General features: G+C 71.9%; 20 protein-coding genes. 6 read left to right on the top strand and 14 right to left on the bottom strand.

Annotated features, from left to right (window positions below; translation table 11 throughout):
• Window positions 1-9: 9 nt before the first annotated feature.
• Both P3T29_RS02725 and kynU read left to right on the top strand, forming a co-directional pair.
• Window positions 10-855 carry a tryptophan 2,3-dioxygenase family protein gene (locus tag P3T29_RS02725; RefSeq protein ID WP_280714585.1) on the top strand — a complete coding sequence of 282 codons (846 nt, stop codon included), beginning with the start codon at window positions 10-12 and terminating at the stop codon, window positions 853-855.
• 34 nt (window positions 856-889) lie between these two features.
• A complete protein-coding gene (gene kynU / locus P3T29_RS02720; RefSeq protein WP_280714584.1) occupies window positions 890-2,116 on the top strand; it encodes a kynureninase in 1,227 nt (408 codons plus the stop codon).
• Here kynU and P3T29_RS02715 read toward each other — a convergent pair.
• The 6 genes from P3T29_RS02715 to P3T29_RS02690 all read right to left on the bottom strand — a co-directional run bounded on the left by P3T29_RS02715 (window position 2,091) and on the right by P3T29_RS02690 (window position 9,206).
• A complete protein-coding gene (locus tag P3T29_RS02715) occupies window positions 2,091-5,192 on the bottom strand; it encodes a TIR-like protein FxsC (protein WP_280714583.1) in 3,102 nt (1,033 codons plus the stop codon). The genes kynU and P3T29_RS02715 overlap by 26 nt on opposite strands.
• Window positions 5,182-6,189, bottom strand: a complete 1,008-nt coding sequence (locus P3T29_RS02710; RefSeq protein ID WP_280714582.1) for a MoxR family ATPase — start codon at window positions 6,187-6,189, stop codon at window positions 5,182-5,184. Before P3T29_RS02710 ends, P3T29_RS02715 begins: the two co-directional genes overlap by 11 nt.
• A gap of 16 nt (window positions 6,190-6,205) precedes the next feature.
• Entirely contained in the window at window positions 6,206-8,011 is a 1,806-nt protein-coding gene (locus tag P3T29_RS02705; RefSeq protein WP_280714581.1) for a trypsin-like peptidase domain-containing protein, read from the bottom strand.
• 14 nt (window positions 8,012-8,025) lie between these two features.
• A complete protein-coding gene (locus P3T29_RS02700) occupies window positions 8,026-8,367 on the bottom strand; it encodes a CU044_2847 family protein (protein WP_280714580.1) in 342 nt (113 codons plus the stop codon).
• A gap of 145 nt (window positions 8,368-8,512) precedes the next feature.
• On the bottom strand, window positions 8,513-9,001 hold the full coding sequence (locus P3T29_RS02695) for a choice-of-anchor A family protein (protein WP_348532787.1): 489 nt from the start codon (window positions 8,999-9,001) through the stop codon (window positions 8,513-8,515).
• Window positions 8,994-9,206 (bottom strand): hypothetical protein, encoded by a 213-nt coding sequence (locus tag P3T29_RS02690; protein WP_280714579.1) that lies wholly within the window; start codon window positions 9,204-9,206, stop codon window positions 8,994-8,996. The genes P3T29_RS02695 and P3T29_RS02690 overlap by 8 nt, the downstream gene beginning before the upstream one ends.
• Before the next feature lie 232 nt (window positions 9,207-9,438).
• Here P3T29_RS02690 and P3T29_RS02685 point away from each other — a divergent pair, with 232 nt between their 5' ends.
• Window positions 9,439-9,927, top strand: a complete 489-nt coding sequence (locus tag P3T29_RS02685) for a DUF2269 family protein (RefSeq protein WP_280714578.1) — start codon at window positions 9,439-9,441, stop codon at window positions 9,925-9,927.
• Between the two features lie 26 nt (window positions 9,928-9,953).
• Here the strand turns inward: P3T29_RS02685 and P3T29_RS02680 are convergent, their stop codons facing one another.
• The 5 genes from P3T29_RS02680 to P3T29_RS02660 form a co-directional block, all read right to left on the bottom strand.
• The gene (locus tag P3T29_RS02680) at window positions 9,954-10,829 is read right to left on the bottom strand and encodes an amidohydrolase family protein (RefSeq protein ID WP_280714577.1); all 876 of its coding nucleotides are present in this window, start codon (window positions 10,827-10,829) and stop codon (window positions 9,954-9,956) included.
• Complete coding sequence (locus P3T29_RS02675) at window positions 10,822-12,450, bottom strand: isovaleryl-CoA dehydrogenase (protein ID WP_280714576.1); 1,629 nt, start codon at window positions 12,448-12,450, stop codon at window positions 10,822-10,824. Before P3T29_RS02675 ends, P3T29_RS02680 begins: the two co-directional genes overlap by 8 nt.
• Complete coding sequence (locus tag P3T29_RS02670) at window positions 12,434-13,066, bottom strand: TetR/AcrR family transcriptional regulator (RefSeq protein ID WP_280714575.1); 633 nt, start codon at window positions 13,064-13,066, stop codon at window positions 12,434-12,436. The genes P3T29_RS02675 and P3T29_RS02670 overlap by 17 nt, the downstream gene beginning before the upstream one ends.
• Before the next feature lie 136 nt (window positions 13,067-13,202).
• Entirely contained in the window at window positions 13,203-14,063 is an 861-nt protein-coding gene (locus P3T29_RS02665; RefSeq protein WP_280714574.1) for a serine protease, read from the bottom strand.
• 99 nt (window positions 14,064-14,162) lie between these two features.
• On the bottom strand, window positions 14,163-14,801 hold the full coding sequence (locus tag P3T29_RS02660) for a TetR family transcriptional regulator (protein ID WP_280714573.1): 639 nt from the start codon (window positions 14,799-14,801) through the stop codon (window positions 14,163-14,165).
• A gap of 113 nt (window positions 14,802-14,914) precedes the next feature.
• On the opposite strand from P3T29_RS02660, the gene P3T29_RS02655 reads away from it, so the two are divergent.
• Both P3T29_RS02655 and P3T29_RS02650 read left to right on the top strand, forming a co-directional pair.
• A complete protein-coding gene (locus P3T29_RS02655; protein ID WP_280714572.1) occupies window positions 14,915-15,067 on the top strand; it encodes a hypothetical protein in 153 nt (50 codons plus the stop codon).
• 20 nt (window positions 15,068-15,087) lie between these two features.
• Window positions 15,088-15,351, top strand: coding sequence for a DUF4190 domain-containing protein (locus P3T29_RS02650; RefSeq protein WP_280714571.1), 264 nt, complete (start codon window positions 15,088-15,090; stop codon window positions 15,349-15,351).
• Between the two features lie 84 nt (window positions 15,352-15,435).
• Here P3T29_RS02650 and gcl read toward each other — a convergent pair whose 3' ends face one another.
• On the bottom strand, window positions 15,436-17,217 hold the full coding sequence (gene gcl, locus P3T29_RS02645; RefSeq protein ID WP_280714570.1) for a glyoxylate carboligase: 1,782 nt from the start codon (window positions 17,215-17,217) through the stop codon (window positions 15,436-15,438).
• A 484-nt stretch (window positions 17,218-17,701) separates the two neighbouring features.
• A complete protein-coding gene (locus tag P3T29_RS02640; RefSeq protein ID WP_280714569.1) occupies window positions 17,702-18,622 on the bottom strand; it encodes an undecaprenyl-diphosphate phosphatase in 921 nt (306 codons plus the stop codon).
• A 336-nt stretch (window positions 18,623-18,958) separates the two neighbouring features.
• Between P3T29_RS02640 and P3T29_RS02635 the strand changes: the two genes are divergently transcribed.
• A complete protein-coding gene (locus tag P3T29_RS02635; RefSeq protein WP_280714769.1) occupies window positions 18,959-20,491 on the top strand; it encodes an FtsW/RodA/SpoVE family cell cycle protein in 1,533 nt (510 codons plus the stop codon).
• 79 nt (window positions 20,492-20,570) lie between these two features.
• Here the strand turns inward: P3T29_RS02635 and lpdA are convergent, their stop codons facing one another.
• A complete protein-coding gene (gene lpdA / locus P3T29_RS02630; RefSeq protein WP_280714568.1) occupies window positions 20,571-21,971 on the bottom strand; it encodes a dihydrolipoyl dehydrogenase in 1,401 nt (466 codons plus the stop codon).
• Window positions 21,972-22,019 lie beyond the last annotated feature (48 nt).

The raw sequence follows: 22,019 nt of genomic DNA, 5'->3' as shown, positions 1-22,019 counted from the left end.
GGAATCGTGATGGGTCAGGACAGTGTCAGTACCCCGAGGCTGTCGTTCGGCCCGGAGCAGGACGGCGCGGACGAGACGCCCGAGACGGGCACCCCGTACGCGCAGTACGTCCGGCTGGAGACCCTGCACAGCCTGCAGCACCCGCGCAGCAAGGTCGACGCCGAGCTGTCGTTCATCATCACCACCCAGGTGATGGAGCTGCTCTTCGACCTGCTGCGGCACGAGTGGACGACCGCCCAGCACGCCCTGCGGGAGGACGACCTGACGGCCGCCTTCGCGGCGCTGCGCCGGGGCACCCACGTCCAGGACGTGCTGATCAGCTCCTGGGACCTGCTGGCGACCATGACGCCGGGCGAGTTCACCTCCTTCCGCGAGGTGCTGGGCGAGGCGTCCGGGTTCCAGTCCTCGGCGTTCCTGCGGCTGGAGTTCATGCTCGGCAACAAGAACGCGTCGCTGCTGGAGATGTACCAGGGCTCCCCCGCCGTGCACGGCGAGCTGACCGTCGCGCTGCACGCCCCCAGCCTGTACGACGAGGCGCTCGCGCTGCTCGCCCGGCGCGGCGTGGCCGTGCCGCACGAGCCGGGCACCGCCCGGTACCGGGCGAACGAGGAGGTCGAGGCCGCCTGGCGGCTGATCTACACCGACCCCGAGCGGGCGGAGCTGGCCCGGCTCGGCGAAGCCCTGCTGGACACCGCCGAGCGGGTGACGCGCTGGCGCCAGCGGCACTACTCCTCGGTCAAGCGCACGATGGGAGCCAAGCCCGGCACGGGCGGGTCCAGCGGGCTGACCTGGCTGAAGCAGTCGGCGGACCAGGACGTCTTCCCCGAGCTGTGGACCGTGAGAAGCGAACTGTGAAGCACCCTGAAGAACAGACTGTGAGGAGCGAGCCGTGACCCGTACCCGCGAGGAGTGCGCCGCACTCGACGCCACCGACCCGCTGGCCGGCTTCCGGGCCGAGTTCTCGCTCCCCGAGGGCATCGTCTACCTGGACGGCAACTCGCTCGGCGCACTCCCCGTCCGCACCCCCGGGCGGGTACGCGAGGTGGTCGAGGCCGAGTGGGGCCGGGACCTGATCCGCAGCTGGAACGACGCGGGCTGGTTCGAGCTGCCGCACACCCTCGGCGGGCGGATCGGCCCGCTGGTCGGGGCCGCGCCCGGCCAGGTGGTGGTCTGCGACACCACCTCCGTCAACCTCTTCAAGGTGCTCGCCGCCGCCCTGCGGCTGCGTCCGGGGCGCCGGACGGTGCTCGCCGAGCAGACGGCCTTCCCGACCGACCTGTACATCGCCGAGGGCGTGACCGGGCTGCTCGAGGGCACGCGCAGCGTGCTGCTGCCGACCATCGCCGACCTGGACCGGCTGCTCGACGATGACGTCGCGGCCGTCGTACTCTCCCATGTCGACTACCGTACCGGCGAGTTGCTCGACATGGACGGGATCACCGACCGGGTGCAGCGGGCCGGGGCCCTGATGATCTGGGACGTCTGCCACTCGGTCGGCGCGCTGCCGATCGAACTCGACGCCTGCGGTGTGGACTTCGCCGTCGGCTGCACCTACAAGTACCTGAACGGCGGCCCGGGTTCGCCCGCCTTCCTGTACGTCGCCGAGCGCCACCAGGCCGCCGCCGCACAGCCGTTGAGCGGCTGGTTCGGCCACGCCCGTCCGTTCGCCTTCGAACCCGGATACGAGCCGCTGACCGGGATCGGGAAGTTCCTGACCAGCTCGCCGTCGATGCTCGGACAGGCCGCCCTCGGCGCGAGCCTGGACGTCTGGGAGAAGGCCGACCTGCGGGCCGTGCGCGCCAAGAGCCTGGCGCTGACCGACCTCTTCATCGAACTGGTCGAGCCGCGGGGGCTGGAGGTGGCCACCCCGCTGGATGCCGACCGCCGGGGCAGCCAGGTGGCCCTGCGGCACCCCGACGGGTACCCGGTGGTGCAGGCGCTGATCGAGCGCGGCGTGATCGGCGACTTCCGGGCACCGGACCTGATGCGGTTCGGCTTCACCCCGCTGTACGTGGGCTACCAGGACGTCTGGGACGCGGCGAACCACCTCGCCGAGGTACTGGAGTCCGGCGAGTGGCGCGCGGAGCGGTTCAACCGCCGGGGGGCGGTGACGTAGCGAAGGCGTTGACGAGGGTGTCCCAGTCCGGCGGCGGCCCGGGCGGGATGCCCGCCGTGTGCGCGACCTCGACGATCCGGGTGGCCAGCCGGTGCACCGCCAACTCGTACCGCTCACGCGGTGGTTGGGACTTGGACAGGCCGAACAGCCCCTCGGACTCGTAGAGTTCGACCCTGCTGTCGACGTACTGCAGCCGGCTCGCCACCTCCGGCAGCTCCGCCCGCCGCACCGGCGCCCACAGCGCCGGGACGATGCCGCTCGACCAGCCCGCCCCGCGCGGGCGCTGCTCGAAGGCCGACCACTCCTTGCCGCACCGCTCGTCGAGGAAGTAGCCCGGCGAGTAGAGCGGGACGAACACCCGGCAGGTGGCGAGGGCCTCGGTGACCCGCGACCGGGCCGCCCGGCCGCCCGGCCCGTCGCTCCGGCCGGTGAGGCCCCGGCCGGTGGAGTTGTGGTCCAGGAAGCCGGCCGGCACCGCCCCGGGCAGGTCGGTCAGTTGGAGGATCTCCTCGGCGAGGTCACCGAAGAGCTGCTCCACCGCGCCGTACGGCTGCGCCTCCCGGGCATAGCTGAGGAAGAAGTACGGCGCGGCGAGCTCGGTGGGCTCCTGGCCGGTGCGGGGCTGCGGGCGGGAGTGCGACGGAGTGGTCAGGCGCCTGGTCGGCTGCCGGCCGGGCGAGGACTGCAGCGACGGGGGCCCGGACACGGCCGGGTTCCGGGAGAGCAGGAAGGACCGCTCGTGCAGCCGGAACCAGAACCGGGTGCGCGAGGTCCGCTGCTCCTCCGCCACCTGCGCCTGGAGGGCGAGCAGCAGGTGGCGCGCGCTCAACTCCGCCTCCCCGCCCGGCTCGCCGTCCCGGAGCAGCTGGTTCAACCGTCCGGCCAGCGAGCGCTCGCCCGGCGGGCGGATGCTGAGCAGCTGGTGCACGGGCTCCTGCGCGCCGAAGGGTTCGAGCGACTCGATGGTCTCGCTGTCCTGCCAACCATCCAGTACCAGCAGCCGGTTGACGGCCCTGCTGTCCGACACCAGGCTCAGCAGTGTGGTCCAGGGCAGCGGCCGGCGGTCGCCCGGCAGCCGGGTGCCCAGCACCAGACCCTCACCCGGCAGGGCCGTCACCTCGCCGCCGACGTAGACCACCAGCGTGTCCTGGGCCTCGCTCGCGGCAGTCCGCAGCGCCCTCAGGAAGCCCTGCAGGTCGTCGAGTCCGAGCCAGAGGTGGTCCGAGCTCAGCCCGACCAGCGCCCGGCTCGACAGGGCCGCTGCCAGACCGGTGAGGTCACCGTGGGCCCTGAAGTCGTCCGGGCTCAGCGGCTCTCCCTCGGCGGCCCGCGAGGTGGTGAGCAGCAGGACCGCCCGGGAGCGCGCCGGGTCGGGCAGGGACCGGGCTGCCGACCCGGCGGCGGCCGGGCCGGAGCCGGACTCGGGCACCAGCCGGAGTACGGGAGCGCGCGGGCCGTCGAGCATCCGCAGCGCGGCGGGGCTTATCAGGGCGAAGGCGTGCCGCTCGGCGGCCATCCTCCCCCCGGGAGCGGCTGCGGATCCGTCGGTCGCGCCTCCCTCGACAGCGGCGCAGCCGGCACCGGCACACTCGGGGTCGGTCGCTGCCAGTGCCGCGAACTCGTTGGGCACCCGGCCCGCCCGGGCGGCGATCTGCTCGCCGACCCTGGCCAGCAGCCCGACCGCCTGGTGGGTGGTCGAGCGCGGCAGCGTCCGGAGCAGCAACTCCCTTACCCCTGACCGGAACTCGAAGTGGTCGCGGCGCCCCTCGCGCTCCTTCAGCAGACCGCTGACCACCACCTCCGCGAGGTGCTGGGGCTGCGGCCGGGCGAAGCTGGCCCGTTGCAGCAGGCGCATCACCGGCAGGGCCGGGGTGGTCAACGCGGTCAGCCCGGCGAGGGTGAACGCCTCCCGGGAGGCGACCGAGCGGAAGCGCAGTATCAGCTCCTCGGCGGCGAGTTCGTCCGGCTCCGGGCCCGCCAAGGCGTCCGCCTCCGGCAGCACCGGCGACGGCCCGACCAGCAACGCGGAGCCGACCACTTGGCCGCCCGCCGGACTGCCCACCAGCCGGGCCCAGTTGCCGAGCCAGCCGGCCCCCGCCTCCAGGACGGGGACGGCGACCTCGCCCCACCTGCGGGTGCCGTCGGCGAACGGGGCGAAGCCGTACGCCGAGTTGGGGACGCCCGCCTCCGGCGCCGAGAGCAGACCCGCCACGGCGGGCAGCGCCGCGAGCTGCCAGAGCCGCTCGGGCAGCGGCTGGACGACGGCAACCGGGCAGCGGCGCGCCAGCGCGTGCAGCGTGCGGTGCCAGCGCAGGCCGGGCACGCCGGGACGCCACTGCGGGCCCATGCAGTCGCTGAGCACCAACACCGCCGTCCGGGCGTCGGAGGGGCGGCGCCGGGCCAGCCGACCGGAGTCGTCCAGACGGGAGAGCCCGACCTGCCGGAAGGCACCGGTCTGCCGTAGCAGGGTGCGGAGTTCGAGGGCGAGCGGGTACCAGACCGCCATGGTCGGGCCGCAGTCCAGCACCAGTTGCAGGTCGAGCCAGCGTTCGGTACCGGGCCGCAGCACCGGCAGCCAGCGCACCGGGCCGGGCCCGCGCAGGGCCTCGGCCAGCCGGTTGGCGGTCGCCGTCTCGTCCAGCAGGGCCCTTTTGGGGTCGGGGACTTGGCGCTTCAGCGGGCGGAGCGCGCGCTGCAGGGCCAGCGGGCGGGCCAGCATCGGGGCGCTGGGGGTGGGCACGGCGGCGGCCGCCACGCCGTCCGCCGGGTCGTCGGAGGGGAGGTGGAGCGCGGTACGCAACGACTGTCCGGCACCCCGGCCCGGGCCGCCCGCGCCACCGGCCGCCGTACCCGGGTCGGCCGCGCCACCGTTGCGGCGGCGGGCCCCGTTCTCGTCGGCGTCGGAGCCGCCGTCCGTCCCGGCGCCGTGCTCACCGCTGCGCGCGGCCAACCAGAGCAGCTCGGCGAGTTCGATCGGGCCCGGCTCGGGGCGGCCGAGCTCGGTGAGCAGCTCGCTCAGCCGGTCGACGGCGGTGGGCGGGGGCGGGTCGGGTGGCCCGGTCTTGTCAGAAGACATCGTCATCCTGGCCCCGGCTGAGGTAGGGCATCACCTGGGCCGCGAGTGCGGCACGGTCGGCGGTCTCGGCGAGTTCGGGGCGGGAGGTCAGGTAGATGGCGTTCAGCAGCTGGTCGGTGGCGAGTTCACCGTCCTCCCGGCGGGCCAGGAAGACCCGCAGGATCTCGTCCACCAACTCGGCGTCGGAGCCGGGGAGATGGGCCTTGACGATGGCCTCCAGCTCGGCGCCCTCGGGTCGGCGCAGCTCCAGCACGACGCAGCGCCGTAGGAAGGCGGCGGGGAACTCGCGCTCGGCGTTGCTGGTCAGGACGGTGAACGGGAAGGCCCGGCAGCGCACCCGCCCCCCACTGACCGGCGCCCGGCCGTGCCCGTCGGCGGTGAGCACCCGGGCCTCGGGCTGCTGCGGTGCGGCGCGGACGAGTTCGTCGATCTCGTACTGGCCGTCCTCCAGGACGTGCAGCAGGTCGTTGGGCAGGTCGAGGTCGCCCTTGTCGATCTCGTCGATCAGCAGCGCCCGTGGTCTGGCGTACGGGAGCAGGGCGGTGCCGAGCGGTCCGAGCCGCAGGTGCTCGTCCAGGCCCGCGCCCTGGTTGTCCGGGCCGACCTGGTTGGCGGCGTACAGGCGGGAGAGCGGGTCGTACTGGTAGAGGCCGTCGCGCAGGGTGGAGCGGCTGGTGATGTTCCAGCGGAGCACCGGGCCGAGCCCGAGTTCCCGGGCGACGGCGTACGGCAGGCTGGACTTGCCGCTGCCCGGTGGTCCGGTGACCAGCAGCGGACGGCGCAGGTAGAGGGCGGCGTTGACCAGTTCGACGGTCTCGGGGGTCGGGCGGAAGGTACTCGCGCGGTGCCAGACGGGCGCTGCGGCGGAGTCGGCCGGGCCGACCGGCGGTTCGAGGGCGGGGCCGCCGTCGAAGGCGCGCCAGGGGGGTGGGGTGGGCAGCTCGGAGAGTCCGTCGTGCGGCTCGTCGGCGCCGCGGTAGATCCGGGTCAGGGGCATGGTGCGGACTCTCCTGCTACTGGCCCGCCGGGAGGCGGGGTTGACGGGCGGTCGGGGCGACCCGGTAGGGCCGGTGCGGGCTGGGCAGTACCTCCGGGTCCTCCCAGAGCAGGACGAGACCGTCGGCCCAGTGCCCGGCCGGGTCGTCGCTCTCCTCCGCCTGGTGGCGCAACTCCTTGATCCGGCGCGGTAGATCGGCTGGTGCGACGTCGGCCAGTTCATCCGCAAGTCTGGCAAGGAATCGCGTGTTGCGGCAGGTCTCGGAGTGGATGTGATCGGTGGTGCAGGCGTGCTGCTGCCAGATCACCGCCGGGGCCCCGGCCTTGAGCGCGGCGGCGAGCAGGGGCTCGTAAGGGGCGCCCTTGGGTGGACCGGGGAGTGCGGGCAGTTCGGTGCGCTCCCCGGGGCGCAGGCGGTGGTAGAGCTTCCGGCCGTCGGGGAGGCTCGCGCAGTGGACCACGTGCAGGACGGTGCCCTGCGCGCCGCGCAGCGGGCCCCACTTGATCTCCAGCTGGCGGCGGTCCGCCGGGTCGGCGCGGCGCTGCTGGTCCACCACGACCACCGCGTGGTCGGCGCCGAGCGGGCCGAAGTCGGCCCGGCGCCGGGTGAAGGTGTGGACGGGCTGGGTGAGCCATTTCCTGGGCAGCGCGAAGATGATCAACTCGGCGCCGTCCGGCTCCAGTTGACCGAGTTCCCGGTCGATCCGGTCCCGGACGAAGCTCTGCAGGCGCGGCCTGGTCACCGTGCTGGCGTGCGGCTCACCCAGCACGCCGTCCCGGATGGTGGAGATCGCGACGTGGAACATCCCCGGCCCGGCACCGCTCGGCCCGATGTCCACCAGGATCGGCCGCCACCGCTCGCCCCGCCCGGCCGTCCCACCGGGCCGGTCCGGGCGCCCGTCGAGCCACCGGTGCAGGCCCTCGCGGAGCGGCCCGGCACCGGCCGCCCCGGCGACCGACTCGGCGAAGTCCAGCACCGGATGCGGGCGGTCCGGCGGGTGCGACACCTCGGAGAGCAGGTACCAGCAGACCTCCCAGAGGCTGCCCGGCCGGGTCGGCGGATCCGGGCAGCCGAGGCTGCCGACCGCCGCCCGGTAGAGTTCGAGCGGATCGGCGCCCACCTCGGCCCCGTCCAGCAGCACGCTCAACTCCCGTACGGCATAAGGTGCCACGGCAGCCCCCGAGAGGTGTTCGGCGAGTTCGGGGACGTACCGGGCGAGCGCCTCGCCGGGCAGCATCTGCCCGAGCCGGACGGCGGGCCGGGCCCGCTCGTCCGTCCCGCGCCAGAGGGTGTCCTGCGCCGCCGTCACCAGGCCGACCACCTCGCCGGTCGCCGCGATCACCACCGGACCGCCGCTGAAGCCCGGGGAGAGCGGCATCCCGGTGCCCTCGTGCTCCAGCTGGACCAGCTCGCCACCGATCCGGAACCCTCCCCTGGTCAGCCGGATCTCGCTGCTGAGCCCGCCGTCGTGCCCGGCGGGGAAGCCGTACGCGGCGAGCTGCGGGGCCTGCAGCCCGGACCAGCTGTGCAGCGGCGCGAAGCGGGCGGGCCCGGCGACGTGCGCGGGCACGGGTTGGTCCAGTTCCAGGACGGCGACGTCCCCGGCCCCGCCCGGGCGAGCCGGCCAGGGGCCGCGCCGCACGACGGTGGCCGGCAGCTCGGGGTCGTCGGGCCGGTTGACCAGGCGTACGGCCGCGCGGTCCTGGCCGTACACCACATGGGCGCAGGTCAGCACCCGCCGGTCGGAGACCAGGATGCCGGCCCCGGTCGTCGGGGCCGGACCGCCGGTGGTGATCCGGGCGAGCCAGAGCACGTCGTGCATCGGCGCGCCCGCCGTCAGGGCTGCGGGTCTCGTCCGGACGACCAGGAGAGTCTGACGGTCAGGTGGGCGTCGGCGGCCGTCCTGGCGATCAACGCCCCTGCCTCGGCGGAGAGTTTGACCCCGAACTCGATCTCGACCTCGTCCGGTTCGAGACTGCCGCCCCGGAACACCGCGAGCGCCGACTCGGCGGCGGCCCGGACACCCGAGAGCGCCTCCTCGAAGGTGTCGACCGCCCGTCCGATCCCCGCACTTCGGCCGACCGGCTGCATCCCGTACGGCACCTCGGCCTCCGCCCCGGCACCTTCGACCCGGACGACGGCACCGCCGGCAGTCAGGAACTCCGCGTACTCCGGCACGACTCCCCCAGTGCGGTTGGCCTGATGGCATCTCAAGTGGCCGACCGATCGTCGCACGCCCTTGGCAGGGACGCACCAGTTCCGGCCAACTTGAGCTTTACCAGATCAGGAGTCGCTAACCGCAGAAGGGGCGCGGGATACCCCGCTAGCTGTGGCCGCCCCGGCGTCGGGCCGCCCACGCCGCCGTACCGCCGACCGCGACCAGGCCGAGTGCACCGAGTCCGGCCGGGAGCGTCATACCGCCACCGGTGGCGGGCAGTGCGGGGCCGGTGCTCGGGGAGCCGGACGGTGCGGAGCTGCTGCTCGCCGGGGTCGTGGTCGCCGAGGTGGATGGTTCAGGCGTCGGTGTGCGGGTGGGGGTGGGTGTCGGCGTGGGTGTCGGCGTGGGGGTGGGGGTCTCGCACTCGGGCAGGTCGCCGGTGAACTGGTAGGCGTGCAGCTCGTAGCCGCCGCTGCCCTCCTGGATGAGGTTGCCCGCGAGGTAGACCCGGCCGTTCACCCCGGGCTGCGAGAGGGTCGTCGTGCCGGCCGGGTTGCCGGCCAGGATCGAACCCTGGAACTGCGCGGAGCCGGTGATCCGGGCATCGGTGGCGGTCGGGAAGTTCCACATCAGCTTCGGCCTGAGCTCAGTCACCGTTGTTCGGCGGCGGGTACGGGCCCGGACAAGCGGGCCCGCTGCAGGCGCCGAGCGGCGGCGGCAGCGGCGCGGCGGTGCCGGGGAGGACGACGACGGCCAGCGGCAGCACCGCCAGGGCGGCCACCACCCCCAGCCGCCGGGGCCTGCTCGGACCGTGCTGGGCAACGTCCAGGGCAGGGCGGTTCGGGGCGCCGCGAAGCACTCGTCCCCCTCCGGGTCGGGTCTGGTCCCGCCCGGGGCCGGGCAGCTGACCCGCGCCAGTCAACGGCCCGGCCGCGGGGCCCGGCCGTCCCCACGCCGGGCACCGGCCGTAGATCCGCCCGGACGGACGAGTACGGGCCGCCGCCGGGGCGCGGATAAGCGGGTGTTAGCGTGCCGGGGGCCTGGATCACCCGATCGGCCCTTCTCCCCGCCGCCCGTAAGGTGTCCTCCCCATGGCCAAGTTCCTGCTGAGCCTGCACGTCCTGGCCTCGATTCTGTTCATCGGCCCGGTGGCCGTAGCGGTCAGCATGTTCCCGCGCCGCGCCCGGGAGGCCCTCGCCGCCGGCGACGGGCAGCCGTCGGCCGCCGCCTCGGTACGGCTGCTGCACCGCATCACCCAGGTCTACGCGCTGCTGGGGATAGCCGTGCCGGTGATGGGCGTGGGCACCGCGCAGGTGATGGGCATCATGGGCCAGACCTGGCTGATCGCCGCCGTCGTGCTGACCGTGCTCGCGGCGGGCTCGCTGCTGCTCTTCGTACTGCCCGCCCAGCAGGCGGTCGTCGACGCGCTGGAGGCCGGCGCCGAGCCGGAGAGCGAGGGGCACACCCGGGCGACCGGCGGCCTGCGGCTGCTGCCGATGACGGCCGGGGTGTTCAACCTGCTGTGGGCCGTGGTGGCCGTGCTGATGGTGATCCGCCCGGGTTCGACGACCGGGGCCTGACCGCCCCGGGTCGCGGCAGCGGCACCTTACGAGATGTCGAACAGCCGGGCCGCGTTGTCGTGGCACACCGCCCGGAGCCAGTCGTCCCCGAGGCCGAGGCCCGCCAGGGAGCGCAGGGCCTCCGCGTACGGGTAGGGGATGTTCGGGAAGTCGGTGCCGAGCAGGATGCGGTCCTGGAGGTCCAGCAGGCGCGGGAGCTGGTCGGGCGGGAAGGGTGCCTGCCGTTCGGTGAACGCGGTGAACGCCATCGTGGTGTCCAGGTGGACGTACGGGTGGCGCTCGGCCAGGTCGAGGAAGTCCCGGTACTCCGGGAGGCCCAGGTGGGCGACGATCAGCCGGAGTCCGGGGTGCCTGGCGAGCACCGCGCCGATCGGGCCCGGCCCGGTGTGCTTGCCCGGCGTCGGGCCCGAGCCGCAGTGCGTGACCACCGGGGTGCCGGTCGCCGCGAGCAGGCCCCACGTCCCGTCCAGCAGCGGATCGGCCGGGTCGTACGCCCCCACCTGGAGGTGGGCCTTGAAGACCCGCGCGCCCTGGGCGAGCGCCGCCCTGACGTACTCCTCGACGCCGGGCTCGGGGTAGAAGGTCGCGGTGTGCAGGCAGTCCGGGGTGCGGGCGGCGAAGTCGGCCGACCAGGAGTTGAGCCAGGCCGCCATCCCGGGCTTGTGCGGGTACAGCATCGCGGTGAACGCGCGGACGCCGAACTCGCGGAGCCTGGCGAGGCGTTGGCCCTCCTCCTCGCGGTAGGCGATGGGCCAGGGGCGGCCGGTCAGCGGACCGGCCGCGTCGAAGTACGCCCAGACCTTCTCCAGTACCCGTTCGGGCATGAAGTGGGTGTGTACGTCGATCAGCCCGGGCAGTCCCAAGTCTCCCCAGAACGCCCGGACTTCATCGGCTTCAGACACGCCGGGCCCGGGCCAGGACGGCTTCGGTGTCCACGCCGACGGGCAGTGTGCCGAACGCTCCGCCGTGGTCGCCGCCGAGCCGGGAGGCGCAGAAGGCGTCGGCCACCGCCGGGTCGCCGTGCCGGACCAGCAGCGAGCCCTGGAAGGTGACCGCCATCAACTCGACCAGCCGTCGGGCCCGGTACTCCAGGTCGGTGAGATCGCCGAGCTGCTTGCGCAGTTCGGCGATGCTCGCGTCCAGCCGCCGGTCCGCGCCCGAGGCCTCGTCCAACTCGGCGAAGAACGCCTCGACGGTCGCGGGTTGGCGGGTCATCGCGCGCAGCGCGTCCAGCGCGGCGACGTTGCCCGAGCCCTCCCAGACCGAGACCAACGGAGCCTCCCGGTAGAGCCGGGGCATGCCGGACTCCTCGACGTACCCGTTGCCGCCGAAGCACTCCAGCGCCTCGGCCGCGTGCATCGGCCCGCGCTTGCAGACCCAGTACTTCGACACTGCGAGACCCAACCGCCGTACCAGGGTCTCGTGTTCGTCCCCGGCGAGCGAGCGGTCGGTGGCGGCGGCCAGCCGCAGGGCGACGATGGTGGCGGCCTCGGACTCGACCACCAGGTCGGCGAGCACGTTCCGCATCAGCGGCTGGTCCACCAGCGCGGCGCCGAACGCCCGCCGGTGAGTGGCGTGGTGGAGCGCCCGGACCGCGCCCAGCCGCATCCCGGAGGCGGCGCCGAGCGTGCAGTCGAGGCGGGTCATGTTGACCATCTCGATGATGGTCCGGACGCCGCGCCCCTCCTCGCCGACCAGCCAGCCCACCGCGCCGTCGTACTCGATCTCGGCGGAGGCGTTGGACTTGTTGCCCAGCTTGTCCTTGAGCCGCTGCAGCAGGATCCGGTTCCGGCTCCCGTCGGGCAGGACGCGCGGCAGCATGAAGCAGCTCAGCCCGCCGGGCGCCTGGGCGAGGGTGAGGAAGAGGTCCGACATCGGCGCCGAGGTGAACCACTTGTGGCCGGTCAGCCGGTAGCTGCCGTCGGCGTGCGGGGTGGCCGAGGTGGTGTTGGTACGGACGTCGGAGCCGCCCTGCTTCTCCGTCATCGACATCCCGGCGATCAGGCCGCGCTTGCCGCTCGGCTCGCGCAGCCCGAAGTCGTACTCGGGCGAGGCCAGCAACGGTTCGAGCCAGGCGGCGAGTCCGGGGGTGGCCCGCAGGGCGGGGACGGCGGCGTACGTCATGGAGATCGGGCAGCTGTGGCCCGCCTCGACCTGGCCCCAGACGTAGAACTTGGCGGCGCGGGCGGTGTGGGCGCCCGGGCGGTCGTCCCGCCAGGGCGCGGCGTGCAGGCCGTGGGAGACGGCGGTGCGCATCAACTCGTGCCAGGCCGGGTGGAATTCGACCTCGTCGATCCGGTTGCCGTAACGGTCGTGGGTGCGCAGGACGGGCGGGTTCTCGTTCGCCAGCCTGCCCCACTCGCCGGCCTCGGCGGTGCCCGCCAGGCGGCCGAGCTCGTGCAGCTCGGGCTCGGCCCAGTCGGCGCCGGCCCGGCGCAGGGCGGCGAGCAGGGTCGGGTCCTCGGCCAGGTCGTGCCCGGACAGCTCGGGCACCTGGTTGGTGACCTCATGCGTCGGCGGCATCGCGTCCTCCTTCTCCTTGGGTGGGGCCTCCCAGGGCGCGCATGGCGAAGGAGACCAGGGCGGGGATCAGGTCGTCGGACGGCGACCCCGTGTCGAGTGGACCGACCAGCGCCTCACCGACCGCGCCGACCAGCGCAGCGGCGGTCAACTCGGGTGGCTGGTCAGGCAGTTGACCATTGGCGATGCCGTCGGAGATCTGCTCGGCGAACAGGTCGCGGAAGGCCCGGCGGAATACCAGGCGCTCGGTCTCGACGATGGCCTCGGCGGGCTCGGCGAGCAGCGCGTACGCCAGCCGGGGCGCCTTGAGCGCCCGCGCGGCGAAGGTCTCGATGACGGCCGTGATCTTGGCGTGCGGGGTGCTCATCCGGGCGGCGGCCTCGGTGACGGCCGCGACCTCCCGGCCCACCACGGTACGGAACAGCTCGGCGGACAGCTCGGCCTTGTTGGCGAAGTGCTGGTAGATGCTGCCGGTCGCGATACCGGCCCGGTGGGCCACCGCCGCCATCGAGCAGCGGGCGTAGCCCCGCTCGCCGAGCAGCGCGACGGCGGCCCGCAGCACCGCCTCGCGCTGGGCGTCGAGCCGGGCCTGCACGGCTGGGGTGCGTCGGTATGCCACGGCAAGAATTGAACCACTGATTCAGAACTTCGAACAGGGACAGCGCGCGGACGAGCTGCGCGAAACGGGCCACCCGGGTGGGTGGCCCGTTCACGAACAGGGCCCTGCCATGGTTACGGCCGGACCACCGGCACGACTACGGCTGGGGCAGCATGCAGCCCGACAGCGTCAGGTCCAGCTGGTTGCCGGGGCCGAAGCAGGCGGGGATGCCGTAGGTCTCTTCGGCGTAGTTGGTGCCCTGGTGGACGGTGATGTTGCCGTTCTCGTCCACCTCGCACGGGTTGTTCAGCGTGCAGGACTCACCGTTCTCGTTACCGGTGTTGTTGACCGCGACGACCTGCCCGGTGCTGGTGTCGATCACGGGCGAGCCCGAGGTGCCGCCGATGGTGTTGCAGGTGGAGGTGTAGCGGACCGAGTCCTTCCAGGTCCAGACATCCTCCTGGAGCTGGTAGACGAAGCCGTCGATGCTGCAGGAGTACACCTTCTTCCAGTAGCCGGAGACCACGTCGATCGAGGTGCCGGCCACGGGGTGGTTCGGCGAGATCGTCAACGGGCTGATGCCGTAACGCGACTTGATCGAGGCGTACGTGGTGCTCAGCTGATACAGCGTCACGTCGGTGTCGGTCATGGTGCTGTAGACGACCTTGGTGGCTCGCAGCGTGGCACGGTTGCCACCACTGGCGGTGAGCAGCGTGAACGTGCGGCTGGACGGCTGATCGGTGATCACCTGGCCCGGGTTCGGCATGCCGGTTTCGAGGCAGTGGCCGTTGGTCAGGACCAGAGCGGGGTCGGTCGGGGCGGAGTTCGGCATCCGCACCACGGAACCGGAACAGTCGTCGAGCGCCACCGTGCCCGCGAAGTTCACGGTCACGGCGGGGACGGCCCTGTGCGCAGCGGCAGCGGCGGCCGTGGCGGCGGAGGCGGGAGCGGCACCGGCCAGGGCGGTGGCCCCGGCCAGCAGCAGTGCGGTGAGCGCGCCGATGAGCGGCTTCTTCATGGGAGTGCCTCTCGGGTGTGGGGGTTTCCCGGATCTCCCAAAGCTGGCGTGGACATGCCGCTGTGTCAAGAGTGCCGCTGCAATCACCAGTTGACCACTTCAGGAATCGAGCCAGTGCACCCGCCCCACGCCGATCAGGCGCAGCTGCGTACGGGCGGTACGGGCGATCCGCCGCTCCGACTCCGACTCGTCCGAGCCCTCCGACCCGGCGTCCAGGAAAGCCGCCGCAGTCGACACCATGTGATCGACATAGAGCTCGGCGAGCATCCGGACATCCTCCGGGCTCCACCCCTCCGACACCGGCTGGGCCCCCAGCGCCCCGGCCACCTCCTCGGCGAAGCGCCGCAGTTCGGCGGCGATCGCCTCCCGCACCGGCTGCACTCCCCCGTGCCGCTCCCGCGCCAGGAAGCGGACGTGCGCCCGATGGTCACGGACGTGCCCGGCGATCACCTCGACCGTCCGGTCGATCCGCGCCTCGGCATCCCCCTGCTCCGCGAGCGCGGACCGGATCATCGCGTGCAGGCTCGCCAGCGACTCCTCCACCAGGGCGACCCCGAGCTCGGCGAGATCCCGGAAGTGCCGGTAGAACCCGGCCGGTGACATGCCGGCCTCCCGCGTCACCTCGCGCATCCCGAGGCTGCTGAGGTTCTGATGCTCCAGCAGACGCAGGCCCGCATCCATGAGGGCGCGCCGACTCTGCTGCTTCTGGGCCTGCCTGACCCCCGAAATGTGACTCACATCATTCAGTAAACAACTGTTTGCCGAGTTGCGCCAGCGTAGAGTGAAGAAGTCAGCGAACACTTGTCATCCCAAGTGATCGCCGAAACTACCATCGCCACGAAGGGCCGGCCATGCTGCTCGCCGTCATCATCGCCATGGGCCTCCTCATGGGAGCCGCCGTCCACACCACCCTCCCGGTCTTCCTCACCGCCTCCGCCGCGATCGCACTCTGGCTGCTCGCCTTCGGAGCCCGCGAGGGCCTCGCCCGGATCAGGCACAACTGAGACAGCAGAGGAGTCCCGCCATGAGCTTCCCCATAAACCGTCAGACCACCGATGACGCAGACCAGATGGCCATCGCCTCGTTCGTCCTCGGCCTGCTCGGACTGCTGATCTTCAACATCGTCCTGGGCCCGGTCGCCCTGACCCTCGGCACCCTCGCCCTGACCCGCCGGACCCAGCGCCGGGGCCGCGCCCTGCTCGGCCTCGCCCTCGGCACCGCCGACCTGGCCGTCCTCGCCCTCACGGTGCTCGGCAGCCACCACACCATCTGGCAGCTCGGCGCCTGAGTCGCGGACGGCCAGGCGGACAGCCGAGGGGCCCGGCGCCGCCGTCACGGCGATGCCAGGCCCCTCAAGGGTGTTCGGGTCGGATCAGACCGTCAGCGGCTTGATCGCGGTCGGCGCATGGCCGGGCTCGGTCGCGAGGTCCTCCCACTCGTTGATGGCGTCGATGCCGGCGCCACCCATCGAGATGTTGGTGACGCGCTCCAGGATGGCCTCGACGACCACCGGGACGCGGAACTCGGCGGCGAGCTTCTTGGCCTGCTCGAAGGCGGGCAGCAGGTCCTCGGGCCGGGTGACCCGGATCGCCTTGCAGCCCAGGCCCTCGACGACCTTGACGTGGTCGACGCCGTAGACGCCCAGCTCCGGCGAGTTGATGTTCTCGAACTCCAGGTTGACCTGGAAGTTGATGTCGAGGTTGCGCTGCGCCTGGCGGATCAGGCCCAGGTACGCGTTGTTGACGAGCACGTGGACGTACGGGATGCGGTGCTGCGCGCCGACCGCCAGCTCCTCCAGCATGAACTGGAAGTCGTAGTCGCCGGAGAGCGCGACGACCGGGGTCTCGGGGTCGGCGGTGGCGACACCGAGCGCGGCCGGGATGGTCCAGCCGAGCGGGCCGGCCTGGCCGCAGTTGATCCAGTGGCGCGGCTTGTAGACGTGCAGCATCTGCGCGCCGGCGATCTGGGACAGGCCGATGGTGGTGACGTAGCGGGTCTCCGGGCCGAAGGCCTTGTTCATCTCCTCGTAGACGCGCTGCGGCTTGATCGGCACGTTGTCGAAGTGCGTACGGCGCTGCAGGGTGGCCTTGCGCTCCTGGGTCGCGGCGGCCCACTCGGTGCGGTCGGGCAGCTTGCCGGCGGCCTTGAGCTCCTTGGCGACCTCGATGAAGAGCTCCAGCGCGGCCTTGGCGTCCGAGGCGATGCCGAAGTCCGGGGCGAAGATCTTGCCGAGCTGGGTCGGCTCGACGTCGACGTGGACGAACTTGCGGCCCTCGGTGTAGACGGCCAGGTTGCCGGTGTGGCGGTTGGCCCAGCGATTGCCGATGCCGAGGACGAAGTCCGAGGCCAGCAGGTTCGCATTGCCGTACCGGTGCGAGGTCTGCAGGCCGACCATGCCGGCGTTCAGCTCGTGGTCGTCCGCGATGATGCCCCAGCCCATCAGGGTCGGGATGACCGGCGTGTTGGTCAGCTCGGCGAACTCGACCAGCAGCTCGGAGGCGTCGGCGTTGATGATGCCGCCACCGGCGACGATCAGCGGGCGCTCGGAGTCCAGCAGGAACTGGATCGCCTTCTCGATCTGCGGGCGGGTCGCGAACGGCTTGTAGACCGGCAGCGGCGCGTACGTCTCGGGGTCGAACTCGATCTCGGTCAGCTGGACGTCGATCGGGAGGTCGATCAGGACCGGGCCCGGACGGCCGGAGCGCATCAGGTGGAACGCCTGCTGGAAGACGCCGGGGACCTGCGCGGCCTCCAGGACGGTCGTCGCGGCCTTGGTGACCGGCTTGGCGATCGAGGCGATGTCGACGGCCTGGAAGTCCTCCTTGTGCAGCACGGCGGTCGGCGCCTGGCCGGTGATGCACAGGATCGGGATCGAGTCGGCGATCGCCGAGTACAGGCCGGTGATCATGTCGGTACCGGCCGGGCCCGAAGTGCCGATGCAGACACCGATGTTGCCGGCCTTGGCCCGGGTGTAACCCTCGGCCATGTGCGAGGCGCCCTCGACGTGGCGGGCCAGCGTGTGGCGGATCTCCCCCGAGGCCTTCAGGGCGGCGTAGAACGGGTTGATGGCCGCGCCGGGAACGCCGAACGCGACGTCAACGCCCTCGCGCTTGAGGATCTCCACTGCCGCGCGGGCGGCTGTCATACGAGGCATCGGGTTACTCCTGCGGTCGGCCCGTGAGGTCGGGTGGTCCTCTCCGTTCCGCAGATCCACCCGTATGCGAGCGATTCCACGATGCGGAAGAGTTGTTTTGGTATGCGGAAGCAAAGTAAGCCGACGGCTGCGCGGCCGTCAAGGGGAGTCCATGGCCGCCCCCGTTCGGTGGCGGGTGGGCCGGCCACCGTCGAGCGGGGGCGGCCGATTTCCGGGCAGGCCGATTCCGTCGGCGGGCGAAACGCCCGGGCAGGAGGGGTCCCAACGGACGCTACCGGCCCGGGTCAGCGGCGCCGACTGTCATTCCGCACAGGAACTCACCGGCCCCGAAAGGCAGTTTCGGCAGATCCGCCGATACGGCCACCGAGGGGAGACGGACCAGAATTCGTACCCGGACAGCAAAGTGCCCCGAAGTCGTGGACTTCGGGGCACAGATGAAGAAACAGATGAAACTGCTGGAACGGGTGAAACAGGCTGCGGGCGATCAGCCGAACTGGAGGTACGCGAGGCTGCCGAGACCGGCGACCGTGCAGTAGATCGCGAACGGGGTGAGGGTCCGCGTCTCGAAGTACTTGGTCAGGAAGCGCACCGCGACGTACCCGGCGACGAAGGCCGCCACACTGCCCGCCAGGACCGGGCCCCGGATGCCGTCGCCGGCCGGGCCGAGCAGGGTGGGCACCTTGAGCAGGGCGGCGGCGGCGATGACGGGGGTGGCCAGCATGAAGGAGAAGCGCGCGGCGTCCTCGTGACCCAGACCCCGGAAGATGCCGGCGCTGATGGTGACGCCGGAGCGGCTGATCCCGGGCAGCAGGGCGAGGATCTCCGCCGCGCCGATCTTGGCCGCCTGGCCGAAGGTGAGCGCGGATATCCGGCGGTCGGAGAGTTCCTCCTCGCTCAGGTGCTCCTCGCCCGGCCCCGCCGCCTGACCGGCCCGGCGGCGACCGCTGCCGCCGCGGCGCAGCCGCTCGGTGACGTACAGCACCAGACCGTTGAGCGTCAGGAAGATCGCCGCCGGTACGGGCTTGCCCAGCGCGGTGCGGAATACGTGGTCCAGCGCGAGCCCGGCGATGCCGACCGGGACGGTGGCGACGATCAGCAGCCAGGCCAGCTTCTGGTCCACGGTCTCTATTCGGCGCTCCCGGACGGAGCTGAACAGGCCGCCGATCACCTTGACCCAGTCACGCCGGAAATAGACGATCAGCGCGAGCGCGGTGGCCAGGTGCAGGCCGATCAGCACGTTGAGGTACGGCGAGTTGTCGGCAGCGACGTTGAGGTCCTGCTTCCAGTGCCCGCCGAGCAGCGCCGGCACCAGGATGCTGTGGCCGAGGCTGGAGACCGGGAATAGCTCCGTGACCCCCTGGAGCAGGCCGACGCCGATGGCTTCGGGGTAGGTCAACAGTGACATCGGAGTCGTTCTCCAAGGTGTTCGCGGGCACGGGTGTTCGCCGGCGGTCGGGGGCCTGCGGCAGCATTTGGAACTTAGGGGTGGGAGTGCGCAGAATCTACTACGGCCCTGTAGACGCCTGACCGGGTACGCGGCACTGTTCACCCACTGGTCCCCAGGGATTCACTAGTCCCTCGTCCGACCCTGTGGGGACACCTGCTCGTCCCCCGGGCGCTCAGGACGTGCAAGGATGCCCGAATCTGTCATCGGCACCCCGGGGAGGGAGTCCACGTGCGAGAAAAGCTGCGGTCCGAGGGGCGCCGGCGCTCCGGGAACCACCGCAACATCGAACTGGTCATGGTGGCCTTCGCCGTGGTGGTCTGCATGGCCGGCTGGATGAGCGCCGAGCTGGCACTGAACAACAAGCTTCCGAGCGACCTGGCCGAGGTCGGCGGCGGCCTCACCGCTCTGGCGCTCGCCCTGCACTTCGTGGTGCGGCGGTTCGCCCGGTACGCGGACCCGCTGATCCTGCCGATAGGAGTGCTGCTCAGCGGCTTCGGCCTGGTGTTGCAGCACCGGCTCGACCAGTCGTACGCCATCGTGCAGTCCGGTAACTACCAGAAGTACCCCAGTGCGCCGGGCCAGATCATGTGGATGGTGATCTCCGCCGTGGTGGCGGCCGTACTGATCATCACCGTCAAGCACCACCGGTTCTTCCAGCGGTACGTCTACGTCCTGATGGTGGGTGCGCTGATCCTGCTGGCCGCACCGGTGTTCTCCACCAGCGACAACTTCGGCGCCAAGCGCTGGATCCAGCTCCCCGGCCTGCCCTCCTTCGAACCGGACGAGTTCGTCAAGCTCGCCATCACGATCTTCTTCGCCGGCTACCTGATGACCAGCCGGGACGCGCTCGCGCTGACCGGGCGCAAGGTCTGGGGGATGAGCCTGCCGCGCGGGCGCAACGCCGGGCCGGTGCTGGCGATCTGGGTGATCAGCCTGCTGGTGCTGATCTTCGAACGTGACCTCGGCACCTCGCTGATCTTCTTCGGGATCTTCGTCGTGATGCTCTACATCGCGACGGAACGCACCAGCTGGGTGGTGTTCGGCCTGCTGATGGCGGTCGGCGGCGCGGCGGTCGTCGGCACCGTGGAGCCGCACGTGCACGGCCGCGTGCTGGCCTGGCTGCACCCGCTGGACGCGTACGTCATGGGGCCCGGCGGCAAGCCCAAGGTGCCGTCCGACCAGGCGGCTCAGGCGCTGTTCAGCTTCGGCACCGGGCACCTCATGGGCACCGGCCTCGGCCAGGGCCGGCCCTGGCTGATCAGCTTCGCCGGGCGCAGCGACTTCATCTTCACCACGGTCGGCGAGGAACTGGGGCTGGCCGGCGTCACCGCCGTCCTGCTGGTCTACACCCTGCTGATCCAGCGTGGCCTGCGGACCGCCGTCGCCCTGAGCGACCCGTTCGGCAAGCTGCTCGCCACCGGCCTCTCGGCGGCGGTCGCGCTCCAGGTCTTCGTGGTCGTCGGCGGCGTGACCGGCCTGATCCCGCTCACCGGCAAGGCTCTCCCCTTCCTGGCCGCCGGTGGTTCCTCGCTGGTCGCGAACTGGCTGCTCATCGCCCTGCTCATCAAACTGAGCGACGCCGCCGGCCGCACCGCCCTGGAGCCGGCCCCGGCCCCGAGCGACGCGCCGATCAGCGGCACCCCGTCCGGCATCCCCGCCCCGGGAGGCCTCCCCACCGGACTGAGCAGCCCGACCCTCACCGGCGGACCCACGCTGACCGGCGGCCCGCCCCTCGCCGACGAGACCATGCAGCTCGGCACCGCGCCCGCGTTCGGCGCCGCGACCACGTTCGGCAGCGCGACCACCTTCGGCACCCCCACAAGGTGACCGCGTGAGGTGACCGCGTAAGGACGGCCCCGGACCTGACCTCAGGTCCGGGGCCGTCCTCGTCGGCGCTGCCCTCCGCTCACATGTTGATCATGTGCCCGGCCAGGCCGTGGATCGCCTCCTTGACGGCCTCGCCCAGCGTGGGGTGGGCGTGGACGTTCCGGGCCAGCTCGGTGACGGTCAGGTCCCACTGCTGGGCGAGCGTCAGCTCGGGCAGCAGCTCGGTGACCTCGGGGCCGATCAGGTGGGCGCCGAGCAGTTCGCCGTGGGCCGCGTCGCTGATGATCTTGACGAATCCGACGGTGTCCCCGAGGCCGTGCGCCTTGCCGTTGGCGGTGAACGGGAACTTCGCCACCCGTACGTCGAAGCCCTGGCTCCGGGCCTGGGCCTCGGTCCAGCCGAAACTGGCGATCTGCGGCTGGCTGTAGGTGGCGCGCGGGATCATCACGTAGTCCAGCTCCATCGTCTCCGCGCCCGCGATGGTCTCGGCGGCGATCACGCCCATCGCCTCGGCCGCGTGGGCCAGCATCAGCTTGGCCGTCACGTCACCGATCGCGAAGATGTGCGGCACCGAGGTCCGGCACCGCCCGTCGATCTCGACGGCGCCCCGCTCGGTCAGCCGCACGCCGGTGCTCTCCAGGCCGTAGCCGCTGACGCGCGGCTGGAAGCCGATCGCCTGCAGGACCTTGTCCGTCTCCAGGACCCGCTGCTCCCCGCCGCTGGACACCGTGACCCGGACCTTCTCACCGGACTCGTCGATCGAGTCCACCCGGGTGGAGGTCATTACCTCGATGCCGAGCCGCCGGTAACGCTTGACCAGCTCGGCCGAGACCTCCTCATCCTCCAGCGGGGCCATCCGGTCCAGGAACTCGACGATCGTCACCTTCACGCCGTAGTTGTGCAGCACATAAGCGAACTCGATGCCGATCGCGCCGGCACCGGCGATGACGATGCTCCCGGGCAGCTGGTCGGAGAGAATCTGCTCCTCGTACGTCACAACCCTGTCACTGAGTGCGGTGCCGGGCAGCAGCCTGGGCGTGGCGCCGGCCGCCAGGATGCAGCTGCCGAAGGTCACCGTCTGCACGGCCCCGTCGGCGCCCACCACCTGGAGGGTGTTCGCGTCCACGAACGTCCCCCGGCCCTCCAGCTGGGTGATCCGGTTCTTCTTCATCAGGTAGTGGACGCCCTTGACCCGGCCGTCCGCGACCCGGCGGCTGCGCTGGAAGGCCTCGCGGTAGTCGAAGGAGATCCGGCCCTCGACCTGGATGCCGTAGGTCTTGGTCTCGTGGGTCAGAATGTGCGCCAGTTCGGCGTTCCTGAGCAGCGCCTTCGACGGGATGCACCCCACGTTCAGGCAGACGCCACCCCAGTACCGCTCCTCCACGATCCCGACGCTGAGGCCGAGTTGGGCACTACGGATCGCGGCGACGTACCCGCCCGGGCCCGCGCCGAGAACAACGACATCGAAGTGTGCGCTCATGGTTCGCCTTCGCCTTCGCCTTGCTGGTAGCTGGTGGCCGGTAGCCGG

Source organism: Kitasatospora sp. MAP5-34 (assembly GCF_029894335.1).
Lineage (GTDB): Bacteria > Actinomycetota > Actinomycetes > Streptomycetales > Streptomycetaceae > Kitasatospora.
This window is presented reverse-complemented; position numbering and strand designations above follow the sequence as displayed.

Coding starts and splice junctions, on each gene's coding strand:
- lpdA (WP_280714568.1), bottom strand. CDS start 21,971: ATGAGCGCACACTTCGATGTCGTTGTTCTCGGCGCGGGCCCGGGCGGG.
- gcl (WP_280714570.1), bottom strand. CDS start 17,217: ATGCCTCGTATGACAGCCGCCCGCGCGGCAGTGGAGATCCTCAAGCGC.
- P3T29_RS02675 (WP_280714576.1), bottom strand. CDS start 12,450: ATGCCGCCGACGCATGAGGTCACCAACCAGGTGCCCGAGCTGTCCGGG.
- P3T29_RS02640 (WP_280714569.1), bottom strand. CDS start 18,622: ATGTCACTGTTGACCTACCCCGAAGCCATCGGCGTCGGCCTGCTCCAG.
- P3T29_RS02685 (WP_280714578.1), top strand. CDS start 9,439: ATGGCCAAGTTCCTGCTGAGCCTGCACGTCCTGGCCTCGATTCTGTTC.
- P3T29_RS02655 (WP_280714572.1), top strand. CDS start 14,915: ATGCTGCTCGCCGTCATCATCGCCATGGGCCTCCTCATGGGAGCCGCC.
- P3T29_RS02650 (WP_280714571.1), top strand. CDS start 15,088: ATGAGCTTCCCCATAAACCGTCAGACCACCGATGACGCAGACCAGATG.
- P3T29_RS02725 (WP_280714585.1), top strand. CDS start 10: ATGGGTCAGGACAGTGTCAGTACCCCGAGGCTGTCGTTCGGCCCGGAG.
- P3T29_RS02705 (WP_280714581.1), bottom strand. CDS start 8,011: ATGCACGACGTGCTCTGGCTCGCCCGGATCACCACCGGCGGTCCGGCC.
- P3T29_RS02715 (WP_280714583.1), bottom strand. CDS start 5,192: ATGTCTTCTGACAAGACCGGGCCACCCGACCCGCCCCCGCCCACCGCC.
- P3T29_RS02665 (WP_280714574.1), bottom strand. CDS start 14,063: ATGAAGAAGCCGCTCATCGGCGCGCTCACCGCACTGCTGCTGGCCGGG.
- P3T29_RS02635 (WP_280714769.1), top strand. CDS start 18,959: ATGGTGGCCTTCGCCGTGGTGGTCTGCATGGCCGGCTGGATGAGCGCC.
- P3T29_RS02710 (WP_280714582.1), bottom strand. CDS start 6,189: ATGCCCCTGACCCGGATCTACCGCGGCGCCGACGAGCCGCACGACGGA.